The organism is Xanthomonas sp. D-99 (assembly GCF_017746145.1).
GTDB lineage: Bacteria > Pseudomonadota > Gammaproteobacteria > Xanthomonadales > Xanthomonadaceae > Xanthomonas > Xanthomonas cissicola.
In genome coordinates, this window is sequence record NZ_JAGHWU010000016.1 from 154,457 (window position 1) to 172,785 (window position 18,329).

Below are 18,329 nucleotides of genomic sequence, written 5' to 3' on the forward strand. Positions count from 1 at the left end.
GCGTGTTCAGGTAGCCGGGCGGACGCTGCGGTACAGGCCTTCGCGCTGGATCATTCCGGCCACCGGCGGCGGCACCAGACTCTGCCATTGCGCACCGGTGGCGATGCGTGAACGCACCATACTGGCCGATTCGCCGCGCAGTGGCTGATGCAGCAGATACAGGCGACCCGCCGGCGCGCCGAGCAGCTCGTCGGCGCTGGCGACCCAACGGCCCTGCACCGCCGCGGCCAGCTGCGGCGCGTCGGCCAGCGCCAATGCAGTGCCCGGTCGGGCGGCAACCACGAAATGCGCCAGCCCGAACAACGCCTCCCACTGATGCCAGTGGTGCAGCCCAATGAAGGCATCGGCGCCGAGCAACCAGGCGATCAGCGCCGCGGGGCCGAGTTCGGCACGCAGCCCGCGCAGGGTATCGACCGTGTAGGACGGCGCATCGCAATGCGCGGCGCGCTGCAGTTCGCGGGTATCCAGTTGCAGCCCTGGATGGTTGGCCAGCGCCAGTTTCAGCATCTGCGCACGTTGCGCGGCGGTGGCACCGGGTGCAGGACGATGCGGCGGGTCGGCAGCCGGCACCAGCCGTACGCACGCGCCCAGTTCCTCGCGCGCCGCGCAGGCGATGGCCAGATGGCCCAGGTGGATCGGATCGAAGGTGCCGCCGTAGTAAAGGTGGAGCTGGGAATCGGGATTCGGGATTCGGGAATCGGAAGAGCCGGGGTCTGCAACGTGGTCGGGATGGGAGTGTTGCTGTTCCTGCGATCCGGAAGAGCCGATTGCACGGCTGCCCTGCGCAAGCTGGTCGGAATGGGCTCGCTGCCGGTCACCCTGCCCTTCCCGGCTCCCCGGTCCCGGGTCCCGGGTCCCGGCGTCCCTGGCCTTCACGCCAACAATCTCACCGCGCGGGCTTCGGCCACGGCCACCAGCAGGCGTTCCAGACCAACCCAGGCGTCGCCGTCGGCGCGACCTTTGGCCATGCGATCGACCAGCCCGGCTTCGGCGACGAAGCGTTCCCAGCGGTGCGGTTCGGGGTGACGCTGCAGCGCGCGCTTGAAGGGCGCCTGGCGCGATTCCCACAGCCCCTGCGCCTTCATTTCGGCGGCCAGGTTGCCGCCGTTGGCCTGCACCTTCGCCAATGCCGCGGTGCGTAGCAGTTCCTTGATCAGGATCGGCATCAGCGCGGCGACCGCCTCGCCTTCGCCGCGCAGGCCAGCAAGCATGCGGATCACCGCGGCCGGCTGCCCGGAAAACGTGGTTTCGGCCAGCCGGAACACGTCATAGCGCGCGGCATCGGCCACCAGCGATTCCATCACCTCCAGATCCAGCGTCTTGCCGTCGGCCAACAGGGCGAGCTTGTCGATTTCCTGCGCGGCGGCGAGCAGGTTGCCTTCCACCCGCTCGCTCAGGCGCTGCACGGCAGCGGCGTCGGCGCGCAGGCCGTGCGCGCGCAGGCGGCGCTCGATCCAGTCGGACAGTTCGTGCGGCTTGATCGCCCAGGCCACCGCGATGGTGCCGATGCGACCGACCGCCTCCGCCCACTTGCCGTGATGCGCCTTGCTCCAGTCGTTGGCGGTGATCAGCAGCACCACGTCCGGCGGTGGGTTGGCGCAGAAGCGGCTGATGACCTCGGCCCCGTCCTTGCCGGGCTTGCCACTGGGCAGGCGCACTTCGACCAGGCGGCGCGGACTGAACAGGCTGGGCGCATTGAAGCTGGCGTCAAGCTGATTCCAGTCGAACTCGCGGCCGTCGGCATCGAACACTTCGCGTTCGCCGATGCCTTCGGCGCGCGCGCGCGCGCGCACCGCATCGGCGGCCTCAAGCACGCGCAAGGTCTCGGGGCCGGCGATCAGATACACCGGCTGCAATGGCTGGCTGGACTGGCCGGCCAGCTGCTCTGGGCGAAGTTCCATGACCGGAAACGCGGGGCGCGGCTTAATTGCCCGACGTGGGCGCGGGCGGCAACGAGGCCGGCACGCTGGATTCGGGCGTCGTGGTCGGCTGCGCTGGCGCCGTCGGAGCCGGCGGCAATGGCGCGGTCGGAGTGCTCTCCAGACCTTCGCCGCGCTGCAGGCGTGCGCGCACCACGCTGTCGATACGGCGCAGGATCGAGGCCGACATGTCCCTGCGCAGTTCGTCGGCAAGGATTTCGCGCTCGGTTGCCGTACCGGTGGCGTCCACCGGTGGCGACACGTAATCGCGCGACAGCTCGATCACCTGCTGCGGCACCAGCACCGAACCATTGGCGGTGGTGACGGTGAAAATGGCCGCGTAGCGCAGGCTGTATTCCTGTGCACGGCCCTGGCTGTCGATGGCGATCGGCAGATCGCCCCAACGCTCGGACAACACCTGCACCTGGGCAAAGCCGGTCTTGGCATCATCGTCGGCCAGCGTGGCGCCGGAGGCCTTGAGACCCCGCCGCAACAGCTTGGCCAGCTCGCTGTACTGCACGGCGGACTGCACCTTCACCGCCGGTGTGTCGGGCGGCAACGCCAGCGCATTGCGCAAATGGAAGCCGCAGGCGGTGAGGCTCGAGACGAGCACGAGGGACGCAGCGAAGGCAGTAGGAAATCGAATCATGGGCACAGTCTGGATGAGCGCCCCGGCGGCGGCAACAGGCGGCTAGCCTGCCCGAGACCGCGTGAACGGGGCTTGAGAGGGCGCCGCGAAAAACTGCGGCGCCCCAGGAATGAAAAACGCGTCGCCACGCGCCAGTGAAACGGATGGTCGAGAAACCACTGCAAACTCCCCCACGCGCCCGTGCGCGCCAGCGAAGGGCAGTGGCGAAAACGAAAGCCGTGCCCACGTAAGCCACGCCACGCGCCGATGCACTGGTGTCCCTGAAAGCCCAGCAGCGCGTCGTCACGCACTGATGGAACAAACGCCGCAGACGCCTGGCGCTTCGCGCCGATCACCTCTCGCCTTCGGTGTTGCCGCGCGCCCACGCAGTGCATGGCCAGAGCCGTCGCAGCAGCACACCCGCACATCGCACGCCGGTGCAGTGTGCAGCAGCCGCAGCGGCAACATCACCGATGCGTGCTGACCGCGTCAGCACCCATATGCGCGCTGGAACGCCCGGCCTTCTTACCTACCCTTGCCACGCCGGTCCGGCGCACTGCCCGGGCCGGCGAAGGCAAGCCAACGGATCAGCAAAACTTACCCCGCCACGATGTTCACGATCTTGCCGGGCACGATGATGATCTTGCGCACGCTGAGACCTTCGAGGAACTTGGCGGCGTTCGGCTCGGCCTGCGCCAGCGCTTCGATCTGTTCGCGGGTCGCGTCGGCAGCGACGTCGATCGTGCCGCGTAATTTGCCGTTGATCTGCACTGCCAGCGTCAACGCATCGCGCACCAGCGCGCTGGCATCGGCCTGCGGGAAGGCCACGTTCTCCAGCAGAGTCTCACCACGGCCCAGGACCTGCCACAACGCGTGGCTGGCGTGCGGGGTGATCGGATTGAGCAGCAGCACCATCGCTTCCAGCGCTTCCTGGCGCACCGCGCGGCCCTGTTCGCTGATGTCGTCGAACTTGGCCAGCGCGTTGGACAGTTCCATCACTGCGGCAATGGCGGTGTTGAAGCTGTGGCGGCGGCCATAGTCGTCGCTGACCTTGCCGATGGTCTCGTGGGTCTTGCGGCGGATCGCCTTCTGTTCGGCGGTCAATGCGGCGACATCCAGCGCGGCGGCTGCGCCCTCGCCTACATGCTTGTGTACCTGCACCCACAGCCGGCGCATGAAGCGCGCCATGCCGTCCACGCCGGCCTCGTTCCATTCCAGCGACTGCTCCGGCGGCGCGGCGAACATCGAGAACAGCCGCACCGTATCGGCGCCGTACTTGGCCACCATCGATTGCGGATCCACGCCGTTGTTCTTGGACTTGGACATCTTCTCGGTGCCGCCGATCTGCACCGGCTGGCCGTCGGCGATCAACACTGCGCCAGTGACACGGCCACGCTCGTCGCGCTGGATCTCGACGTCGGCCGGGTTGATCCAGTCCTTGCCGCCGTTATCGGCATCGCGATAGAAGGTGTCGGCGATGACCATGCCCTGGGTGAGCAGATTGGTCACCGGCTCGTCGCTGTCCACCAGCCGCGCATCGCGCATGAGCTTGTGATAGAAGCGGAAGTACATCAGGTGCAGGATCGCGTGCTCGATGCCGCCCACGTACAGGTCGGCCGGCATCCAGTAATTGGCGCGGCGGTCGACCATGTCGCGTGCCTTCGGGCTGGTGTAGCGCGCCACGTACCAGCTCGATTCCATGAAGGTGTCGAAGGTATCGGTCTCGCGCTCGGCCGGGCCGCCGCAGTCCGGGCAGGTGGTCTGGCGCCAGTTCGGGTCGGTCTTGATCGGCGAACCGGTTCCGGAGAATTCCACGTTCTCCGGCAGTACCACCGGCAGCTGGTCTTCCGGTACCGGCACTGCGCCGCACTTGGCGCAATAGATCACCGGAATCGGGCAGCCCCAGTAACGCTGGCGGCTCACGCCCCAGTCGCGCAGGCGGTAATTGACCCGGCGCTGGCCCTGCCCCTTGCGCTCGAAGCGCTCGGCCAGTGCTTCGAAGGCGCCGCCGAAATCCAGGCCATCGAACTCGGCCGAATTGATCAGCTCCAGCTCGCGGCTCTTGTCGGTGTACCAATCGCGCCAGTGAGTGGCGTCCCAGGTCTGCTCTTCTTCGTTGCGCGGCTCGCGCAGCTTGACCACCTGCACGATCGGCAGGCCGTACTTGTTGGCGAATTCGAAATCGCGCTGGTCGTGGCCGGGAACGGCCATCACCGCGCCGGTGCCGTAGCCCATCAGCACGAAGTTGGCCACCCACACCGGCACCTGCTCGCCGCTGATCGGGTGAACCGCGGTCAGGCCGGTCGCCATGCCGCGTTTTTCCTGGGTTTCCAGCTCGGCTTCTGACACGCCGCCGTGCTTGAGCGTTTCCAGCAGCGCGGCCAGTTCCGGGTTGGATTTGGCCGCGTGCAACGCCAGCGGATGCTCGGCGGCGATCGATACGAAGGTCACGCCCATCAGCGTGTCCGGGCGGGTGGTGAACACACGCAAAGGGTCCAGCGCAGCGCCATTGGTGTCGCGCACGTCGAACTGGATTTCCAGCCCTTCCGAGCGGCCGATCCAGTTGCGCTGCATCGTCTTGACCGAATCCGGCCAGCCGTCCAGCTGGTCCAGACCGTCGAGCAGTTCCTGGGCATAATCGGTGATGCGCAGGAACCACTGCGGGATCTCGCGCTTTTCCACCACCGCGCCGGAGCGCCAGCCACGGCCGTCGATGACCTGCTCGTTGGCCAGCACGGTCTGGTCGATCGGGTCCCAGTTCACCACCGCATTGCGGCGGTACGCCAGGCCCTTGCGCATCAACCGGGTGAACATGCGCTGCTCGTGCACGTAGTAGTCCGGCGTGCAGGTGGCGAACTCGCGCGACCAATCGATGGCGTAGCCCAGCGATTTCAGCTGCGCGCGCATGTGCGCGATGTTGGCGTAGGTCCACTTGGCCGGCGCGGTCCTGTTCTTGATGGCAGCGTTTTCCGCCGGCAGCCCGAACGCATCCCAGCCCATCGGCTGCAGCACGTTGTGGCCGGTCATGCGCTTGTAGCGGCTGACCACGTCGGAGATGGTGTAGTTGCGCACATGGCCCATGTGCAGCGCACCGGACGGGTACGGCAGCATCGACAGGCAATAGAACTTGGGTTTCTCCGAGTTCTCGTCGACCTGGAAGGCGCGGGTGGCATCCCAGAACTGCTGGGCGGAGGTTTCGACCTGCTGCGGGTCGTAGACGTTCGGTTCGACGGTGGACATTGGGAGCGGATGCTCGGGCGGTGCAAAGCGGTACAGGGTACCGCAGTGCAGCAGGTGGACCAAACCGTTACCGCAGCGTGGCCGGCTTCTGGGGCCAGATCCAGCCCGCCACTGCCAGCCAGCCGACCCAGGCCAGGAACGCCAGCCGTTGCGCAATGGCCTGGCGCACCAGGCCCGGCGGGCCGAATGCCAGCACCGCCACCAGCAGCCCTGCCGCCAGGCTCAGCCAGGCCAGTCCGCGGGTCTTGGCACCGTTGAGCAGCGCGGCGGCAATCAACAACATGCCCGGCACGAACGCCACGGCCCACAACAACCAGGCGGTGGCGTGGGCCTGGCTGGCGCGGCCATCCAGATCGGCGGGGTCCAGCGGCAGCATACCCATGCCCAGAAAGGCCAGGCCGGCCAGCACGATCAACTGCCCGCCCACGCGCAGACTCCAGCTCGCCTTGGGTGGCATGCGCGCCAGCAGGCTGACCCCGGTGGCCATGCCCAGCGCGCCCACCAGCACGAACGCGACCAGATTGAAGCCCAGCGCATGCGGCACGCCCTGCGCGCCCAACAGCGCCACCGGATGGCTGGCCTGCAGATAGCCCGGCAGCGTGACGCCGAAACCGGCCAGCGCCAATACGAAAACCGTTGCGGCGATCAGGCCCATGTAGCGCTGTGCGCGCTCGGTGGTTGCCATTGGCTTACTCCAACACGGGGCGCGAAGCGCCGCCAGGACGCGGCATTGTCGTGCCGGCCGGGCGCGGCGTGAACCCCCGGTGCTCACACGGCCATGCGGAAGGCGCCCGACCCGGGCACGTGCGCGCGTCATTGCCGCTAGGCTTGTGTCAGCCGCGTTTGCCACCATTACCTCCCACTGTCGCCGTACTTAACTTCTGGAAGCCCATGTCCGACAAGCCGCATGTATTCGATGCCACCACCGACACCTTCGAGACCGAAGTCCTGCAGAAATCGTTGACCACACCGGTCCTGGTGGACTTCTGGGCCACCTGGTGCGGCCCCTGCAAGTCGCTGACGCCAATCCTGGAAAAGCTGGCCGGCGAGTACAACGGTGCGTTCGAGCTGGGCAAGGTCGACGTGGACAAGGAACAGCAGATCGCCGCGGCGTTCCAGATCCGTTCGGTGCCGACGGTGTTCCTGGTCAAGGGCGGCGAGATCGTCGACGGCTTCCCCGGCGCGATGCCGGAAGGCCAGGTGCGCGAATTCCTGACCCAGCACGGCGTGCTGCCGGCCGAGCCGCAGGTGGCCGAAGATGTGCCGCTGGCGCCGCTCGACCCGCAGGCGCAAGCCGCGGCGCTGCGTGAAGCGGTCGCCGCCGAACCGGACAAGGACGAACTCAAGCTGGACCTGGCGCTGGCGCTGCTCAAGACCGGCGACACCACCGAGGCCGAGCAGTTGATCGACGCCCTGCCCGCCAATCTGGCCGCCGACGATCGCGCGGTGCGCGCCAAGGCGCGGCTGAGTTTTGCCAACGTCCTCAAGGACGCCCCGGACGCCGGCGCCTTGCAGGCCGCCGTGGATGCCAACGGCGCCGACCTGCGCGCCCGCCACCTGCTCGGCGTGCGCCATCTGCTCGACGGCAACGACGAAGCGGCGCTGGAGCAGTTCCTGGAAATGCTGCGCCAGGACCGCAGCTTCGACGACAACCTGCCGCGCCGTAGCCTGATCGATGCCTTCCGCGTGATCGAGGACGAAGACCTGGTCGGCCGCTATCGTCGCAAGATGTCGGCGCTGGTGTTCTGACAGCCAGTGGCGCTGCGGCGCCACACGGACACGTAGGAGCGGACCCGGCCGCGACCAGGCGGTACTCGCCAGTCCTCGATAAGGTATTCGCGGAGAGCGCGCCGTCGCGGCCAGGTCCGCTCCTACGAAAACTGCACCACCACGGTGGGCTCTTGCCCGGTGTGCACCAAGCGGCAATGCACACCATGCGACTGCGTAAGCGGAGATGACCCACCGCCTGGACTGGCTCGCAGTACGAACACGACCGTCTCAATGTCGGCATGCGGCAAGCCTCCATACGCATGCGAATGTTATGCTGGGCACTTTCCCTCGCCAAGGAAACAGGCCCGCATGCGCGTATCGTTGTTCAAGTTAGGCATCAATCTTTGGCCGCCGTTCTTGTTCGCCGGCATCCACGTCACCGTGCTCTCGGCCGACTACCGTTTTGCGCGGGTGGAGCTGCGCCAGCGCCCGTGGAATCGCAACTATGTCGGCACCCATTTCGGCGGCAGCCTGTTTGCGATGACCGACCCGTTCTGGATGCTACTGACCATGCAGAATCTGGGCCGCGATTATTACGTGTGGGACAAGGCCGGCAGCATCGACTTCGTCAAGCCCGGGCGCGGCACGGTAACGGCGGATTTCGTCATCGACGACAGCGTGCTGGCGCAATTGCGCGAGGCCACCGCAAACGGCGAGAAACATCTGCACTGGTTCGAGAACACGGTCTACAACCGCGACGGCGAAGTGGTCGCACAGGTCCGCAAGCAGCTCTACGTCAAACGCAAGCCGGCCCGCTGAGGATGACGGCCGTGCTGCTGCCATGCCAGCTGATGCGGCGATGCATGCTTCGCTCACCTCGCCGCTCACGCAACGGATGATGCCGGCGCGAAACCTGCATGCCCTCACGACCAGCTGCAGGCGCCGCAGCAGGAACCGCGGCGTCCGCACCGCGCCAACGAAAAACGATCTGAAACTTTCATACGCAATGGGCAGCGACGCCTTACTGCCGACCGCCTTCATATCGGCGGCAACTTCCTAGGCGGCGCCCGCACCGAACGCTTCAATACGCTCCTGCAAACGGGTATCCGCCCATTGCACGTTTTCCGCCTGCACTGCGAGCTGCTCGTCCGACGGCTCTGCAAACGGGCGATCCTTCAGACCTGCACGCAGTTGCGCCTTCAGGCGTTTGCAAGCGGCGCCACAACGCGCTGCGCAAGACCGCTGCGTCGCCGAAGAAGAGCCACCTGCCGGTCGCCTGGATGCTGTCCAGCGCGATGCTGGCGTTCCGCGCGCGCTGATGCAGCGCGGGAGGATTCGCCCGCTTCCGGACGCCACGGCCCGGTCTGGGCGGCGAATCATTTGCCAGACCCGAGCAGTGTCACTGTCAGCGCCCAATCGCCGTAAAAAAAGCGCGAATCGGCGGCGCAACGCACGAAGCGCGAGCCTGACGTCACTCGCTAAATGCGCACGCTTGCCTGTTTACTCAAGTCAGCTATGAAGGCTGTAGTGGCCACAGGGGTTTCGGCACCTCAGGTGATACTCGTCTCGAATGACCTCGCTTAGCATGCGGTCCGTTGCCGCAATCCTGAAGCGCAGCACCTGTGTTGGCCTGCACCCACGTCGACCTGCTCGCCATGGACGCGCATCCGGGACACTGCTGACGAGACAGAGACCGGCCAACGGCCGAACTCCAGCGCCTTTAAAAAACCGCGCTCTGTCACGTACGCCACATTGATGCGGACCAAGCGCCGTTTCGGAACCTCATTTGGTTCGCGTACGGCGATAGAAGATCTGCTGTGCAGACAGGCGGCATAGGGCTCTGGTAGTTCAATTTTCGCGCAGTGCATTCACCACCTCGCCTCCATCACTACCGGCAGGCTCAGGATTGCACCAGGAACCTCGCCAAGGGTGGAAGGTTCCACGGCATCTGCGATGCAATCCCATGCGATGCGCAACAATCGTCTGGTACGCAAGCAATCTATCTGCCGTATCCACGTCAGGAGATATCCCGATGAAGTCATCCGCATCCGTCGATCCGGCCAGCCGCAGTGCGAGGACGCACTCGCCTGAGATCCAGGAGACAGAGCTCGCCATTGCCTCCACCTCTGCAACGGTCATCCCGCAATCTGCGCCTGATCCCGCACTCAGCCCACTTGGGCGCGCGCCCGTCAGGCGCAATAGCGGAACCACGTTAGGGGCGCTGCTAGCCAGGCCCGAGCAAGACGCACCGGCCCTCGCTCCGCCACCGGTCACCTCATCGACTGCAACCAAGGCGACGCTGGCACGGCTTCGTCAGCAGCTGGCCTCGGACAATGCACGCGCAATCGCACCGGACTTGGCGGCCGATCTGATCAGCAGGCTCAGGCCGATGAAATCGCCCGGCACCACGGGTGCGCAGGCACGCGCGGCCACGCATGCGGACCTGGTCAGCCGCATCAGCGAACACGATGTGAGCGATTGGTACAAGGCGCAGGGGCTGAACGAACACGACGTGGTCACCCTGCGGCGCACCGCACTGCTCTCCGGCCTGCCCAACCCGAGCGGCAGTTTCCTCACCAACGCCATGCAGTACATCGTCTCGCCGTGGATCAACTATGCGACACGCCAACCTTGGGCGGGCGCTGGGTTCGGCCTGGCGACCATGCTGGTCGCCGCACCTGTGAATGCCGGCCAACAATCGGCGGTTGTCAGCCTGTGCGAGTCGATTCGCGAACACGGCGCTCACGTCATCGTGCCGGACAAGAAGCAGATCAATGACAAGCACTGGCTCCCCGAACTGGCAAGCGCCCTCGAGGAAAAGATCGAAACGTTTGCCAACGCCTGCGACAGGTTTCGCGAGATCCAGCGTGATCCAAATTCCCCACATGCAGAACGCGCAGCGGCAGCCGAGGTCTTGCTGACAGCAGAGAAGGATCTGCACCAGGCCCAGCATGATTTCGTCATGACCCAGGGCGCGCACGATCGCCAGTGGCAAGGCAACCGCTGGCAGGCCATTCCACGCATCTTACGTTCGCCGGTCGCCAGCACGCTGGGGCTGCTCAGCAAGACAGGCGCGATGCGTGCGCTGTCGCCGACGGCGCAGACCGTTGGCGCGATGTTGATGACGGCTGCACAACATGTGGCCGCCGGTTTCGACGAGCAAGCCAAGCAGGAAGCCAACAACAAGCTCAACCTGTTGTACGCCGACGTACTGACCGCCGCAGGCAAGCAGAAGCTGGCCAGCGGCACGGCGGTCAGCGCAGAAGACATCAAGGCCGACAAACTACGCAGCCTGATCCAGTCGCCCACCCAAGCCCTGGTCAAGCGCGTCACCGCCGGGGTCGCCGAGCTGGAGAAGCTGCTGGCGGATGCGGTGACAGCAGAGGATGCGCAGCACGGCGCAATCACGGCAGACGACCGCGACATCGAGGCCGGCGACGCCAGCAAGGCAATGCAGGACCTGCGCTTGCTGCGCAACGACCTTGAGGCATTGCGTGAGGGCAGGCTCGACCAAATCGACCCGAACGGCACCGCATCCAAGCTGCTTATCGGTGCCGAAAAATCTGTGCTGTCGCAGCAGCTGTTCAACGATATCGCCAAGAAGTACAACTATCTCGAGTTCACCGCGCAAACCGCACAGCGCATCGGCCAGATGTTCCATCTGGTCTTCCTGGGCAGCGCCGCATCGTCGGTGATCAGCAAACTCGTTTCGGCCGCCCAGGGCGGGACCCGCAATGTTCCGGTCGCGCAAAGCCTGGCGGTGTCGGCGATATCCGGAGGCATGGCCACCGTTGGCGCCCTGAACCAGCACACCGCCATCACCATCAAGAACAACCGTCGCGAGGGAAGCACCGACATCGGGCTGGGCAAGCAGGTAAGCCGCGGCGTCATGGGCGCGATGCATGAAACGCTCTCCCAGCGCCGTGCGACCAAGGCCAGCAAGGCCATCAACGCCTTGTTGGAGGGCAATGACGTTGAAGCGCTGCTAGCAGCGGCAAGAGCGTTGCCTGCGCAGGAGGCAAGCGCCTCTTCCAGCCAGCCACAGGATCTGCCATCGACATCCAGGGCGGCACCACCGCGCCGGGAACATGTTTCGGCCCCGAGTAGCCCGAACCGATCGAGGCTGGGGCAGACGAACGACGAGATAACCCGGTCCAAGAGTGCTCGGAACTTGGGGGTGGAACTCCACGAGTTCGCGCGCATGGCCGGCAAACACTCCAAGGATTTGGTGTGAGGTGATCATCCGGCATGTTGCAGGGCCTTGCCTGCCTGCAACATGCCGCATGCCGTGCCCCGGGCGCGGGACGAAGGCATGGGTCAGCAAGCCTGACCACACGCACTGCCGGCATGCAGGCAGCGTGATCCCGATGCGGACTTTGTTCGAAAGATGCCGAGGGTTTTGAGTCGCCCGATTGTTCATCGCAGCGCATGTGCACGTCAGCGCTGTGTGCGAAGGCCGCTCGGCGATGGGCGTCACCCAGCCACGCAGTCGATGGACGCGACGTCATGCCCAGCACGAACAGCACGATGGCGATGATGATGCCCGCCCAGAACAGGAACTTGGCGATCCCCATCGCCGCGCCGGCCATGCGTGCGAAGCCAGCCGCCGCACCGGACGCGACCTTATCCATTGGCGATATCGTTTGACGATGGGTGTACGGCGTCCTCGGCGGCCGCGCTGGCGCGCGGATGACGAAGCGGACTCAGTGCCGGATCAGGACAGCATCAGGCCGAACATGCACACCGCTGCATCGTTCGCCTCGGCGCTGAACGACGCGAGATCGCCCCTATGAGCATCGGATCGTCGCCGCTCTGCCAAAGGCATCGATCCTCGGCCATCGTGCGGCTGGCGACCGCAGCCCAAGCGCGCAGACACCGCACGTGGCCGGCGAATGTGAGCGACATGTGTGCAAGGCAGGCTGCCAGTGGGCGACGCTCACGGCCTGCTCGCTGGGGCATGCGGAGTCTGGGGCCTCCCAACCCACATGGAATGCGTTCATGAAAACGATCAACGTCATCACTCTGGTGCTTCTTATCGTCGGCGGATTGAACTGGGGGCTGGTGGGCCTGTTCCAGTTCGATCTGGTTGCCGCACTGTTCGGCGGACAGGACGCGCTGCTGTCGCGTGTGGTCTACACGCTGGTGGGTGTCTCGGCGCTGTGGCAGCTGGTACCGCTGTTCCGCAACAACCATGGCACCGCCGAGCATCACACCAGCCCGCACGTGCGCAACAATCCGTAACCTCCTGCCCGCGGCAGGTCTTCGCACCTCGGCATGACGCCGGCGCACTGCGTCGGCGTCATGCCATGCCATGCGATGCATGCTTTGCGTCCGGGCGCGTGGTCGGCAAGAATCGCAGACACCTCCCTGCTGGCTGCCTTCATGCTCCTGCGCACTGTTGCTTCTGCCTGCCTGCTCGCCCTGCTGTTACCCGTAGCCGCCAACGCGGCTTACCGTAGCCCGCAACAGATTCTCGACAGCTCGCCGGCCAGCGCGTGGCGCGTGCTCGATCCGGACCGCACGCTGTACCTGGAGCTGGATGCCGGACGGGTCATCATCGAGTTGGCGCCGCAATTTGCGCCAGAGCACGTCGCCAACATTCGCACGCTGGCGCATGAGCGCTTCTGGGACGGGCTGAGCATCTACCGCTCGCAGGACAATTTCGTGGTGCAGTTCGGCGACCCCGATGGCGAGACGCCGGCCAAGGCCAAATCGCTCGGCTCGGCCAAGACGCATCTGCCGGCAGAATTCGAACGCGCATCGCAGGGCCTGGATTTCCAGCGCCTGCCCGATAGCGATGGCTGGGCGCCGCAGGTGGGCTTTGTCGACGGCTTCCCGGTCGGCCGCGACACGGCCACCGGCAAGACCTGGCTGGCGCACTGCTACGGCACCCTGGGCGCGGGCCGCAACAACGACGAAGACAGCAGCATCGGCGCCGAACTGTATGTGGTCACCGGGCAATCGCCGCGCCAGTTGGATCGCAACATCACCGTGGTCGGACGCGTGGTCAAGGGCATGGAATTGCTCAGCGTCACGCCACGCGGTCCCGACCCGATGGGCTTTTACGAAGACCCCGCGCAACGCGCACCGATCCGCGCGATCCGGCTGGCCAGCGAAGTGCCTGCGCCCGAACGCACACCGCTGCAATTGCTGCGCACCGACAGCCAGACCTTCCGCGATGTGGTCGAAGCGCGCCGCAACCGCAAGGACGATTTCTACAAGCGCCCGGCCGGGCACATCGACCTGTGCAATGTGCCGTTGCCGGTGCGGGCGCCGCCTGCTGATTGAATCGGGAATAGGCAAAGCAGAACCGGTTCGGACATCTGCGGAACGACGAGCGCGCTCAGTCAGCGGGCGCGCTGGCTGAAGGCGACGCTGCCGAGGATCAGCACCGCGGCCACCAGCATGGTCCAGGTGAGCGGTTCGCCCAGCAGCGACCATGCCAGCAGCGCGCCGAACACCGGCACCAGATAGGTCACCGTGGACGCACGCGCCGGGCCGATGCGCTGGATCAGCCGGTAATACATCAAGAACGCCAGCCCCGTGCACACCACACCCAATGCGGTGGCGCAGGCCCACGCCACCGCCGGCACCGGCGTGGTCGGCCATTGCCACCACGCCAGTGGCGCCAGCAATAGCGCACTGCAGCCCAGGGTCGACGCCGCCGACGCAGCAGGCGGCAAATCGCCCATATGGCGCTTCACCAGGTTGTAGCCGATGCCATACAGCACCGAGGCAGTTGCGCCAGCCAGCGCTGCCGGCCCGACGCTCAAACCGGCGGATTTGCCGGTGGCCAGCACCAGCACGCCGATGAACCCCACCAGCAAAGCCAGTGCGCGACGCGTGCCGATCCGTTCGCCGAAAAAAAGGAAGGCGATCAGCGCAGTGAACAACACCGTCATCGCATTGCAGATCGCCCCGACTGCCGCCGGTGCGTGTTGCGCGCCCCAGGCGAACAGCAGGAACGGCAACGCCGAGTTGAGCACACCGATGGCCGCCAGCATCGGCCAGCGATGCAGCGGAAAACGTTCGCGCGCCAGCCACAGGAACGGCAGCAGCACCAATGCACCCAGCGGCAGGCGAATTTCCACCAGCACCACGGTGCCGAACTTGGGCGCGGCCACGCGCATGAACAGGAACGAGCAGCCCCACACGACGCCCAAAAAGCCAAGCTCAAGCGGGGTGCGCCACTGGCGTGCTGCAAGCCCAGGCTGCGCCGACGATTGCGCGCTCATGGCCGTGCCCCCAAACCGTGCCATGCAGGAATGAAACGGCAGAAGACGGCAGCGGGCAGACAGGGAGACATGGCACGATCGTCGCGAAGGGATGACGCAGCATCGGTTGCCACCGTGGGCGCGACAAGCGCGTAGTATCGGGGCGAGCCACAAATCTCACTCATGCCTCGATGAATCTGCGCCCTACCCTGTTGCCCGCGTTGGGCGTGTTCGCCGCTGCCGCCCGCCACCAGAATTTCGCCCACGCCGCCGAAGAACTGCACCTTACCGCCAGCGCAGTCAGCCACCATGTGCGCAAGCTCGAAGCGCTGCTAGGTGCGACCTTGTTCCAACGGCTGCCACGCGGCGTCAAGCTCACCGCCGAAGGCCGCCAGCTGGCCGACGCCGCCACCGCCGCGCTGGCCGAGATCGCGGCGGTGGCCGGCAACCTGCATCCACGCGAAGACGCCATTCCACTGCGGGTCACCACGTTGCGGTCGTTGTCGTACTGCTGGTTATTGCCGCGGTTGCCGCGCTTTTGCCGCGCCTATCCGCATATCCGCATGGACCTGCAATCGGATACGGCCTTTTCGCGCTTCGAAGAAGGTGGCCCGGACCTGGGTATTCGTTATGGCCAAGGCGCTTGGCCCGGACTAACCTCGCATCATCTGATGGACGACGAGCTGTTCCCCGTAGCCTCGCCGTCGTTGCCGGAAGTGGCTGCACTGCGCACGCCGACGCAGATCGCGCAATTGCCGTTACTGACCGATATGTCGCCGCAGGGTTGGCGCGACTGGTTCCGCGCAGCCCAGGTCCGCGGTACCACCGTGCCGCCGATGCATACCTTCAACGACAGCACCGACGCGATGCGCGCTGCCGTGTATGGCCTGGGCGCGGTGCTGGCGCGCAAGCACATCGCCCAGCCCTACCTGCAACGTTACGAACTGGTACGCCTGCCCGGCCCCACGCTCAAGGCGCGTTACGCGTACTACATCGTGCACCCCAGCCACCGCGAGCTCAGCCCGGCCGCGGCATTGTTCATCGACTGGCTCAAGCGCGAAGCACAGGACGAACGCACCCCGATGCCTGCACTGCCTGCCGAACTGGTGGCGTTGCCGCCGAGCGAAGGCGTGCAGGAGCCGCGTACGCGGCGGCGTTTGCGGCAAGCATCGGCAGCGGAATGAAGGAAGCGGCAATCTGGCATTCGCTAAAAACGGGGCGATCCCGGGCGCTTCCCGGTGCTGGCACCACGCAGCGACGCCGATGTGCAGCAAGTGCAGATCGTACTGGACGCCGACGACAAACATCTGCGCTTCCGCTCGTCGGTTGCATTGCGTCGGGTCGGCACGCACGAGATCGCGCCGACCATGGCCACACCGGTGAGCTGCCGCAACTGGCCTGGCCGTGCCTACATGGGCTGCATGCATCATGCGCATCACCATGACGTCATGCCGACGATGCTGCGCGCCGCAGTAGGCCGCGTGTTGCATGCCGAACCCCTCACAAGCCAGGCATGGCCGGCATAGCCCGCGTGACGCAAGCAACGCACACCATCACCTCGTTTTGTCCTCGCGATGCCTAGGCTTGACGTCCCCAATCCACAGGACACTCCCATGCCTACCCTCCGCATGCGCATCACCGGCACCGACGACGACGCGCGTGCCATTGCCAATTTGCTGCAAAGCATCGACGGCATCGAGCACGTGGAAGAAGTGGACGATCTGATGCCGCATCTGGACGACGAAGATTCCAGCTCGGCCGGCCTGTCGGACGACGAAGGTCCGGGCAGCCACGAGTTCGAAGTGGAAGCCGGCAACGAGGCCACCGCGCAGAAGGTACGCGACGCGGTGCAGGAGCTGGCACTGCAGCTGGACGTGTTTGTGGAGTACGAAGTCGACGAAGGCTGAGCCAGGCTCAGCCGCCTTATCTGCGGCGATGGTGCCGCATTGCTGGATCGCGGGTGACGCCGTGACGCGTCCTGCTGCGATTGGGCATGCCGCCGCGCCTGTCGAGCGGCGTGCGACCAGCACCGACGACGCACGCCGCGTGCAATGACAAGTTGGATTTTCCCGCAGCTGCACGGCAGTGTCGCGCAGCTGCGGTGCCTCAGGACATCCGGCGCCGACGTACGCTCCAACGCCACGCCTGCAGCAACAACCAGCCGGCGATCAGTGCGACCGCGGCCACCGGCAACAGCGCCGCCACTGCGCGGATGACGAATGCCACGCTGCTGGAAAATACCTCGCCGAATTCGGCGGCGGCTTGTGTGATCTCGCCCCTGCCCTGCTCGCCACCGGTACTACGGAAATTGAGGGTCAGCAACTGCGTGCGCACCCGACGTTGCTGCTGCGCGGCCTGCTGTTGGGTCTGCTGCGCTTCGGCTTCGATCTCGGCCAGCCGCTTGGACAAGGCCAGCAGATCGGTCACCGCCAGATCGCGGCGCTGCTGCAATTCGAGCAGGCGCGCATGCTCTTTCTGCAGTCGCGCCTGCGCCAGGCTGGTGTCGGCGATCTGCTGCGCCAGATCTTCGGCCCGCGTGCTACGCGCGGCGACATCGCCACGCTGGCCGGCCAACTGCACCATGGGTTCGATCCCGTCCGGTGCCAGCCGTACGCTGACGCGTCCCGTGGGATCGCGCCCGCCTTCCTGCTCCACTGCCAGCAAGGCGCAATCGCCGAACTGCGCGCCCTGGCAGGCAGTGCGTATCGCGGCGATGCGCTGACCGATCTGGTCGGCAGGCAGCTCGATACGCACATCGTGCTCGTAGGCCAAGGCATTGCCCTGCGCGGCGGGCGGTGCCGGCGCCGCAGCGTCGCCGTCGGCCGCCATCTCTGCGGGATGCTTTGCACACCCGCACACTGCCCATCCCAGCAGCATCGCGGTGGCATACCGCTGCATGGCGTAGATCATCGGCTGGCTCCGTCGACTGCATGCACCTGCAGCCCGGCAAGATCCAGCGCCGGCAGGCAATGCACATTGATCGCGACGCCCATTGCGCCGGTCTTGGGGTTGAGGCTTTCGCTACCGGGTGCGATCCCGCACTGCCGGCAATCGTGGCGATCGATGTGGTGCTGATGGAAGCGGTAACTGCCGACAGCTTCCGGCGCGGCCTGAAGCAGCCGCTGCGTACGCGCGCCGAACCAGGACAAACCGCCGCGGCGGCGGCACAGCGAACAGCTGCAGTCGTAGACCTCGGCGATGGGCGCTTCGGTCTGCAGATCGAACGCGATGCGTCCGCAATGACGGCTACCGGCGTAGTGCATGTGATCCTCCTTGGCACAGGCCACCGTGCGGGTGGCAAGCATGGTGTTGCGTGTAGGCGCAGCCTGGGGAGCGAGGCTGCGCCCGGGAACCGGAGTGTACGAGCGATCGCACCCACAACGTGCAGCCGTGGTGCGCCCCGGGCGATTGGCACCGCTGGCCGGCCGGCAGGATAGGGGCAGCCACCCACGCATGGTGAGCATCCATTAGGGAAGGCGGAGGGCGCGCAGGCGCCGAAGGTGCAAGCGGCACAGCGGGTCCCAAGCATCGGCCGCGCCCGCCTGGCGGTGAGCGCCGTCGACTTATTGGCTGCCCTACACCAATGGCGGATGCGCCCGCGCGCGCAGATGCCTATGC

16 protein-coding genes and 2 pseudogenes are annotated in these 18,329 nt (G+C 66.0%); 9 read left to right on the plus strand and 9 right to left on the minus strand.

What is annotated here, in order from left to right; translation table 11 throughout:
- Window positions 1-6: 6 nt before the first annotated feature.
- The 5 genes from nadD to J7360_RS07795 form a co-directional block, all read right to left on the minus strand.
- Entirely contained in the window at window positions 7-876 is an 870-nt protein-coding gene (nadD, locus tag J7360_RS07775; RefSeq protein ID WP_209033605.1) for a nicotinate-nucleotide adenylyltransferase, read from the minus strand.
- Window positions 873-1,901 (minus strand): DNA polymerase III subunit delta, encoded by a 1,029-nt coding sequence (holA, locus tag J7360_RS07780; protein WP_057659864.1) that lies wholly within the window; start codon window positions 1,899-1,901, stop codon window positions 873-875. The genes nadD and holA overlap by 4 nt, the downstream gene beginning before the upstream one ends.
- Window positions 1,902-1,923: 22 nt before the next feature.
- Window positions 1,924-2,568, minus strand: coding sequence for an LPS assembly lipoprotein LptE (lptE, locus tag J7360_RS07785; protein WP_005912936.1), 645 nt, complete (start codon window positions 2,566-2,568; stop codon window positions 1,924-1,926).
- Between the two features lie 576 nt (window positions 2,569-3,144).
- Window positions 3,145-5,787, minus strand: coding sequence for a leucine--tRNA ligase (gene leuS / locus J7360_RS07790; protein WP_007972619.1), 2,643 nt, complete (start codon window positions 5,785-5,787; stop codon window positions 3,145-3,147).
- 67 nt (window positions 5,788-5,854) lie between these two features.
- On the minus strand, window positions 5,855-6,472 hold the full coding sequence (locus tag J7360_RS07795) for a DUF998 domain-containing protein (protein ID WP_007962219.1): 618 nt from the start codon (window positions 6,470-6,472) through the stop codon (window positions 5,855-5,857).
- Between the two features lie 206 nt (window positions 6,473-6,678).
- On the opposite strand from J7360_RS07795, the gene trxA reads away from it, so the two are divergent.
- From trxA to xopN, 4 genes and pseudogenes are all read left to right on the plus strand, one after another.
- Window positions 6,679-7,536, plus strand: coding sequence for a thioredoxin (gene trxA, locus J7360_RS07800; protein WP_057659868.1), 858 nt, complete (start codon window positions 6,679-6,681; stop codon window positions 7,534-7,536).
- Between the two features lie 330 nt (window positions 7,537-7,866).
- A complete protein-coding gene (locus tag J7360_RS07805; protein ID WP_057659869.1) occupies window positions 7,867-8,316 on the plus strand; it encodes a DUF4442 domain-containing protein in 450 nt (149 codons plus the stop codon).
- A gap of 22 nt (window positions 8,317-8,338) precedes the next feature.
- Window positions 8,339-8,816, plus strand: a pseudogene (locus J7360_RS07810) (hypothetical protein).
- A 713-nt stretch (window positions 8,817-9,529) separates the two neighbouring features.
- On the plus strand, window positions 9,530-11,731 hold the full coding sequence (gene xopN / locus J7360_RS07815) for a type III secretion system effector XopN (RefSeq protein ID WP_057659871.1): 2,202 nt from the start codon (window positions 9,530-9,532) through the stop codon (window positions 11,729-11,731).
- Window positions 11,732-11,999: 268 nt separating this feature from the next.
- On the opposite strand, the pseudogene J7360_RS07820 reads toward xopN, so the two are convergent.
- A pseudogene (locus J7360_RS07820) lies at window positions 12,000-12,104 on the minus strand (DUF1328 domain-containing protein); the annotation flags it as partial.
- A gap of 391 nt (window positions 12,105-12,495) precedes the next feature.
- Here J7360_RS07820 and J7360_RS07825 point away from each other — a divergent pair.
- Both J7360_RS07825 and J7360_RS07830 read left to right on the plus strand, forming a co-directional pair.
- On the plus strand, window positions 12,496-12,738 hold the full coding sequence (locus J7360_RS07825; RefSeq protein ID WP_017157139.1) for a DUF378 domain-containing protein: 243 nt from the start codon (window positions 12,496-12,498) through the stop codon (window positions 12,736-12,738).
- Window positions 12,739-12,813: 75 nt separating this feature from the next.
- Window positions 12,814-13,785, plus strand: a complete 972-nt coding sequence (locus J7360_RS07830; protein ID WP_209033606.1) for a peptidylprolyl isomerase — start codon at window positions 12,814-12,816, stop codon at window positions 13,783-13,785.
- A gap of 59 nt (window positions 13,786-13,844) precedes the next feature.
- On the opposite strand, the gene J7360_RS07835 is transcribed toward J7360_RS07830, so the two are convergent.
- On the minus strand, window positions 13,845-14,732 hold the full coding sequence (locus J7360_RS07835; protein WP_209033608.1) for a DMT family transporter: 888 nt from the start codon (window positions 14,730-14,732) through the stop codon (window positions 13,845-13,847).
- Window positions 14,733-14,902: 170 nt separating this feature from the next.
- Here J7360_RS07835 and J7360_RS07840 point away from each other — a divergent pair, with 170 nt between their 5' ends.
- From J7360_RS07840 to J7360_RS07850, 3 genes are all read left to right on the plus strand, one after another.
- Window positions 14,903-15,895 carry a LysR substrate-binding domain-containing protein gene (locus J7360_RS07840; protein WP_057659876.1) on the plus strand — a complete coding sequence of 331 codons (993 nt, stop codon included), beginning with the start codon at window positions 14,903-14,905 and terminating at the stop codon, window positions 15,893-15,895.
- 90 nt (window positions 15,896-15,985) lie between these two features.
- A complete protein-coding gene (locus J7360_RS07845) occupies window positions 15,986-16,237 on the plus strand; it encodes a DUF2867 domain-containing protein (RefSeq protein WP_057659971.1) in 252 nt (83 codons plus the stop codon).
- Window positions 16,238-16,324: 87 nt separating this feature from the next.
- Entirely contained in the window at window positions 16,325-16,618 is a 294-nt protein-coding gene (locus J7360_RS07850) for a hypothetical protein (protein ID WP_005912915.1), read from the plus strand.
- Between the two features lie 199 nt (window positions 16,619-16,817).
- Here the strand turns inward: J7360_RS07850 and J7360_RS07855 are convergent, their stop codons facing one another.
- Together J7360_RS07855 and J7360_RS07860 are read right to left on the minus strand one after the other, a co-directional pair.
- The gene (locus tag J7360_RS07855) at window positions 16,818-17,621 is read right to left on the minus strand and encodes a DUF4349 domain-containing protein (RefSeq protein WP_209033610.1); all 804 of its coding nucleotides are present in this window, start codon (window positions 17,619-17,621) and stop codon (window positions 16,818-16,820) included.
- Window positions 17,618-18,016, minus strand: coding sequence for a GFA family protein (locus tag J7360_RS07860; protein WP_057659880.1), 399 nt, complete (start codon window positions 18,014-18,016; stop codon window positions 17,618-17,620). Before J7360_RS07860 ends, J7360_RS07855 begins: the two co-directional genes overlap by 4 nt.
- Window positions 18,017-18,329 lie beyond the last annotated feature (313 nt).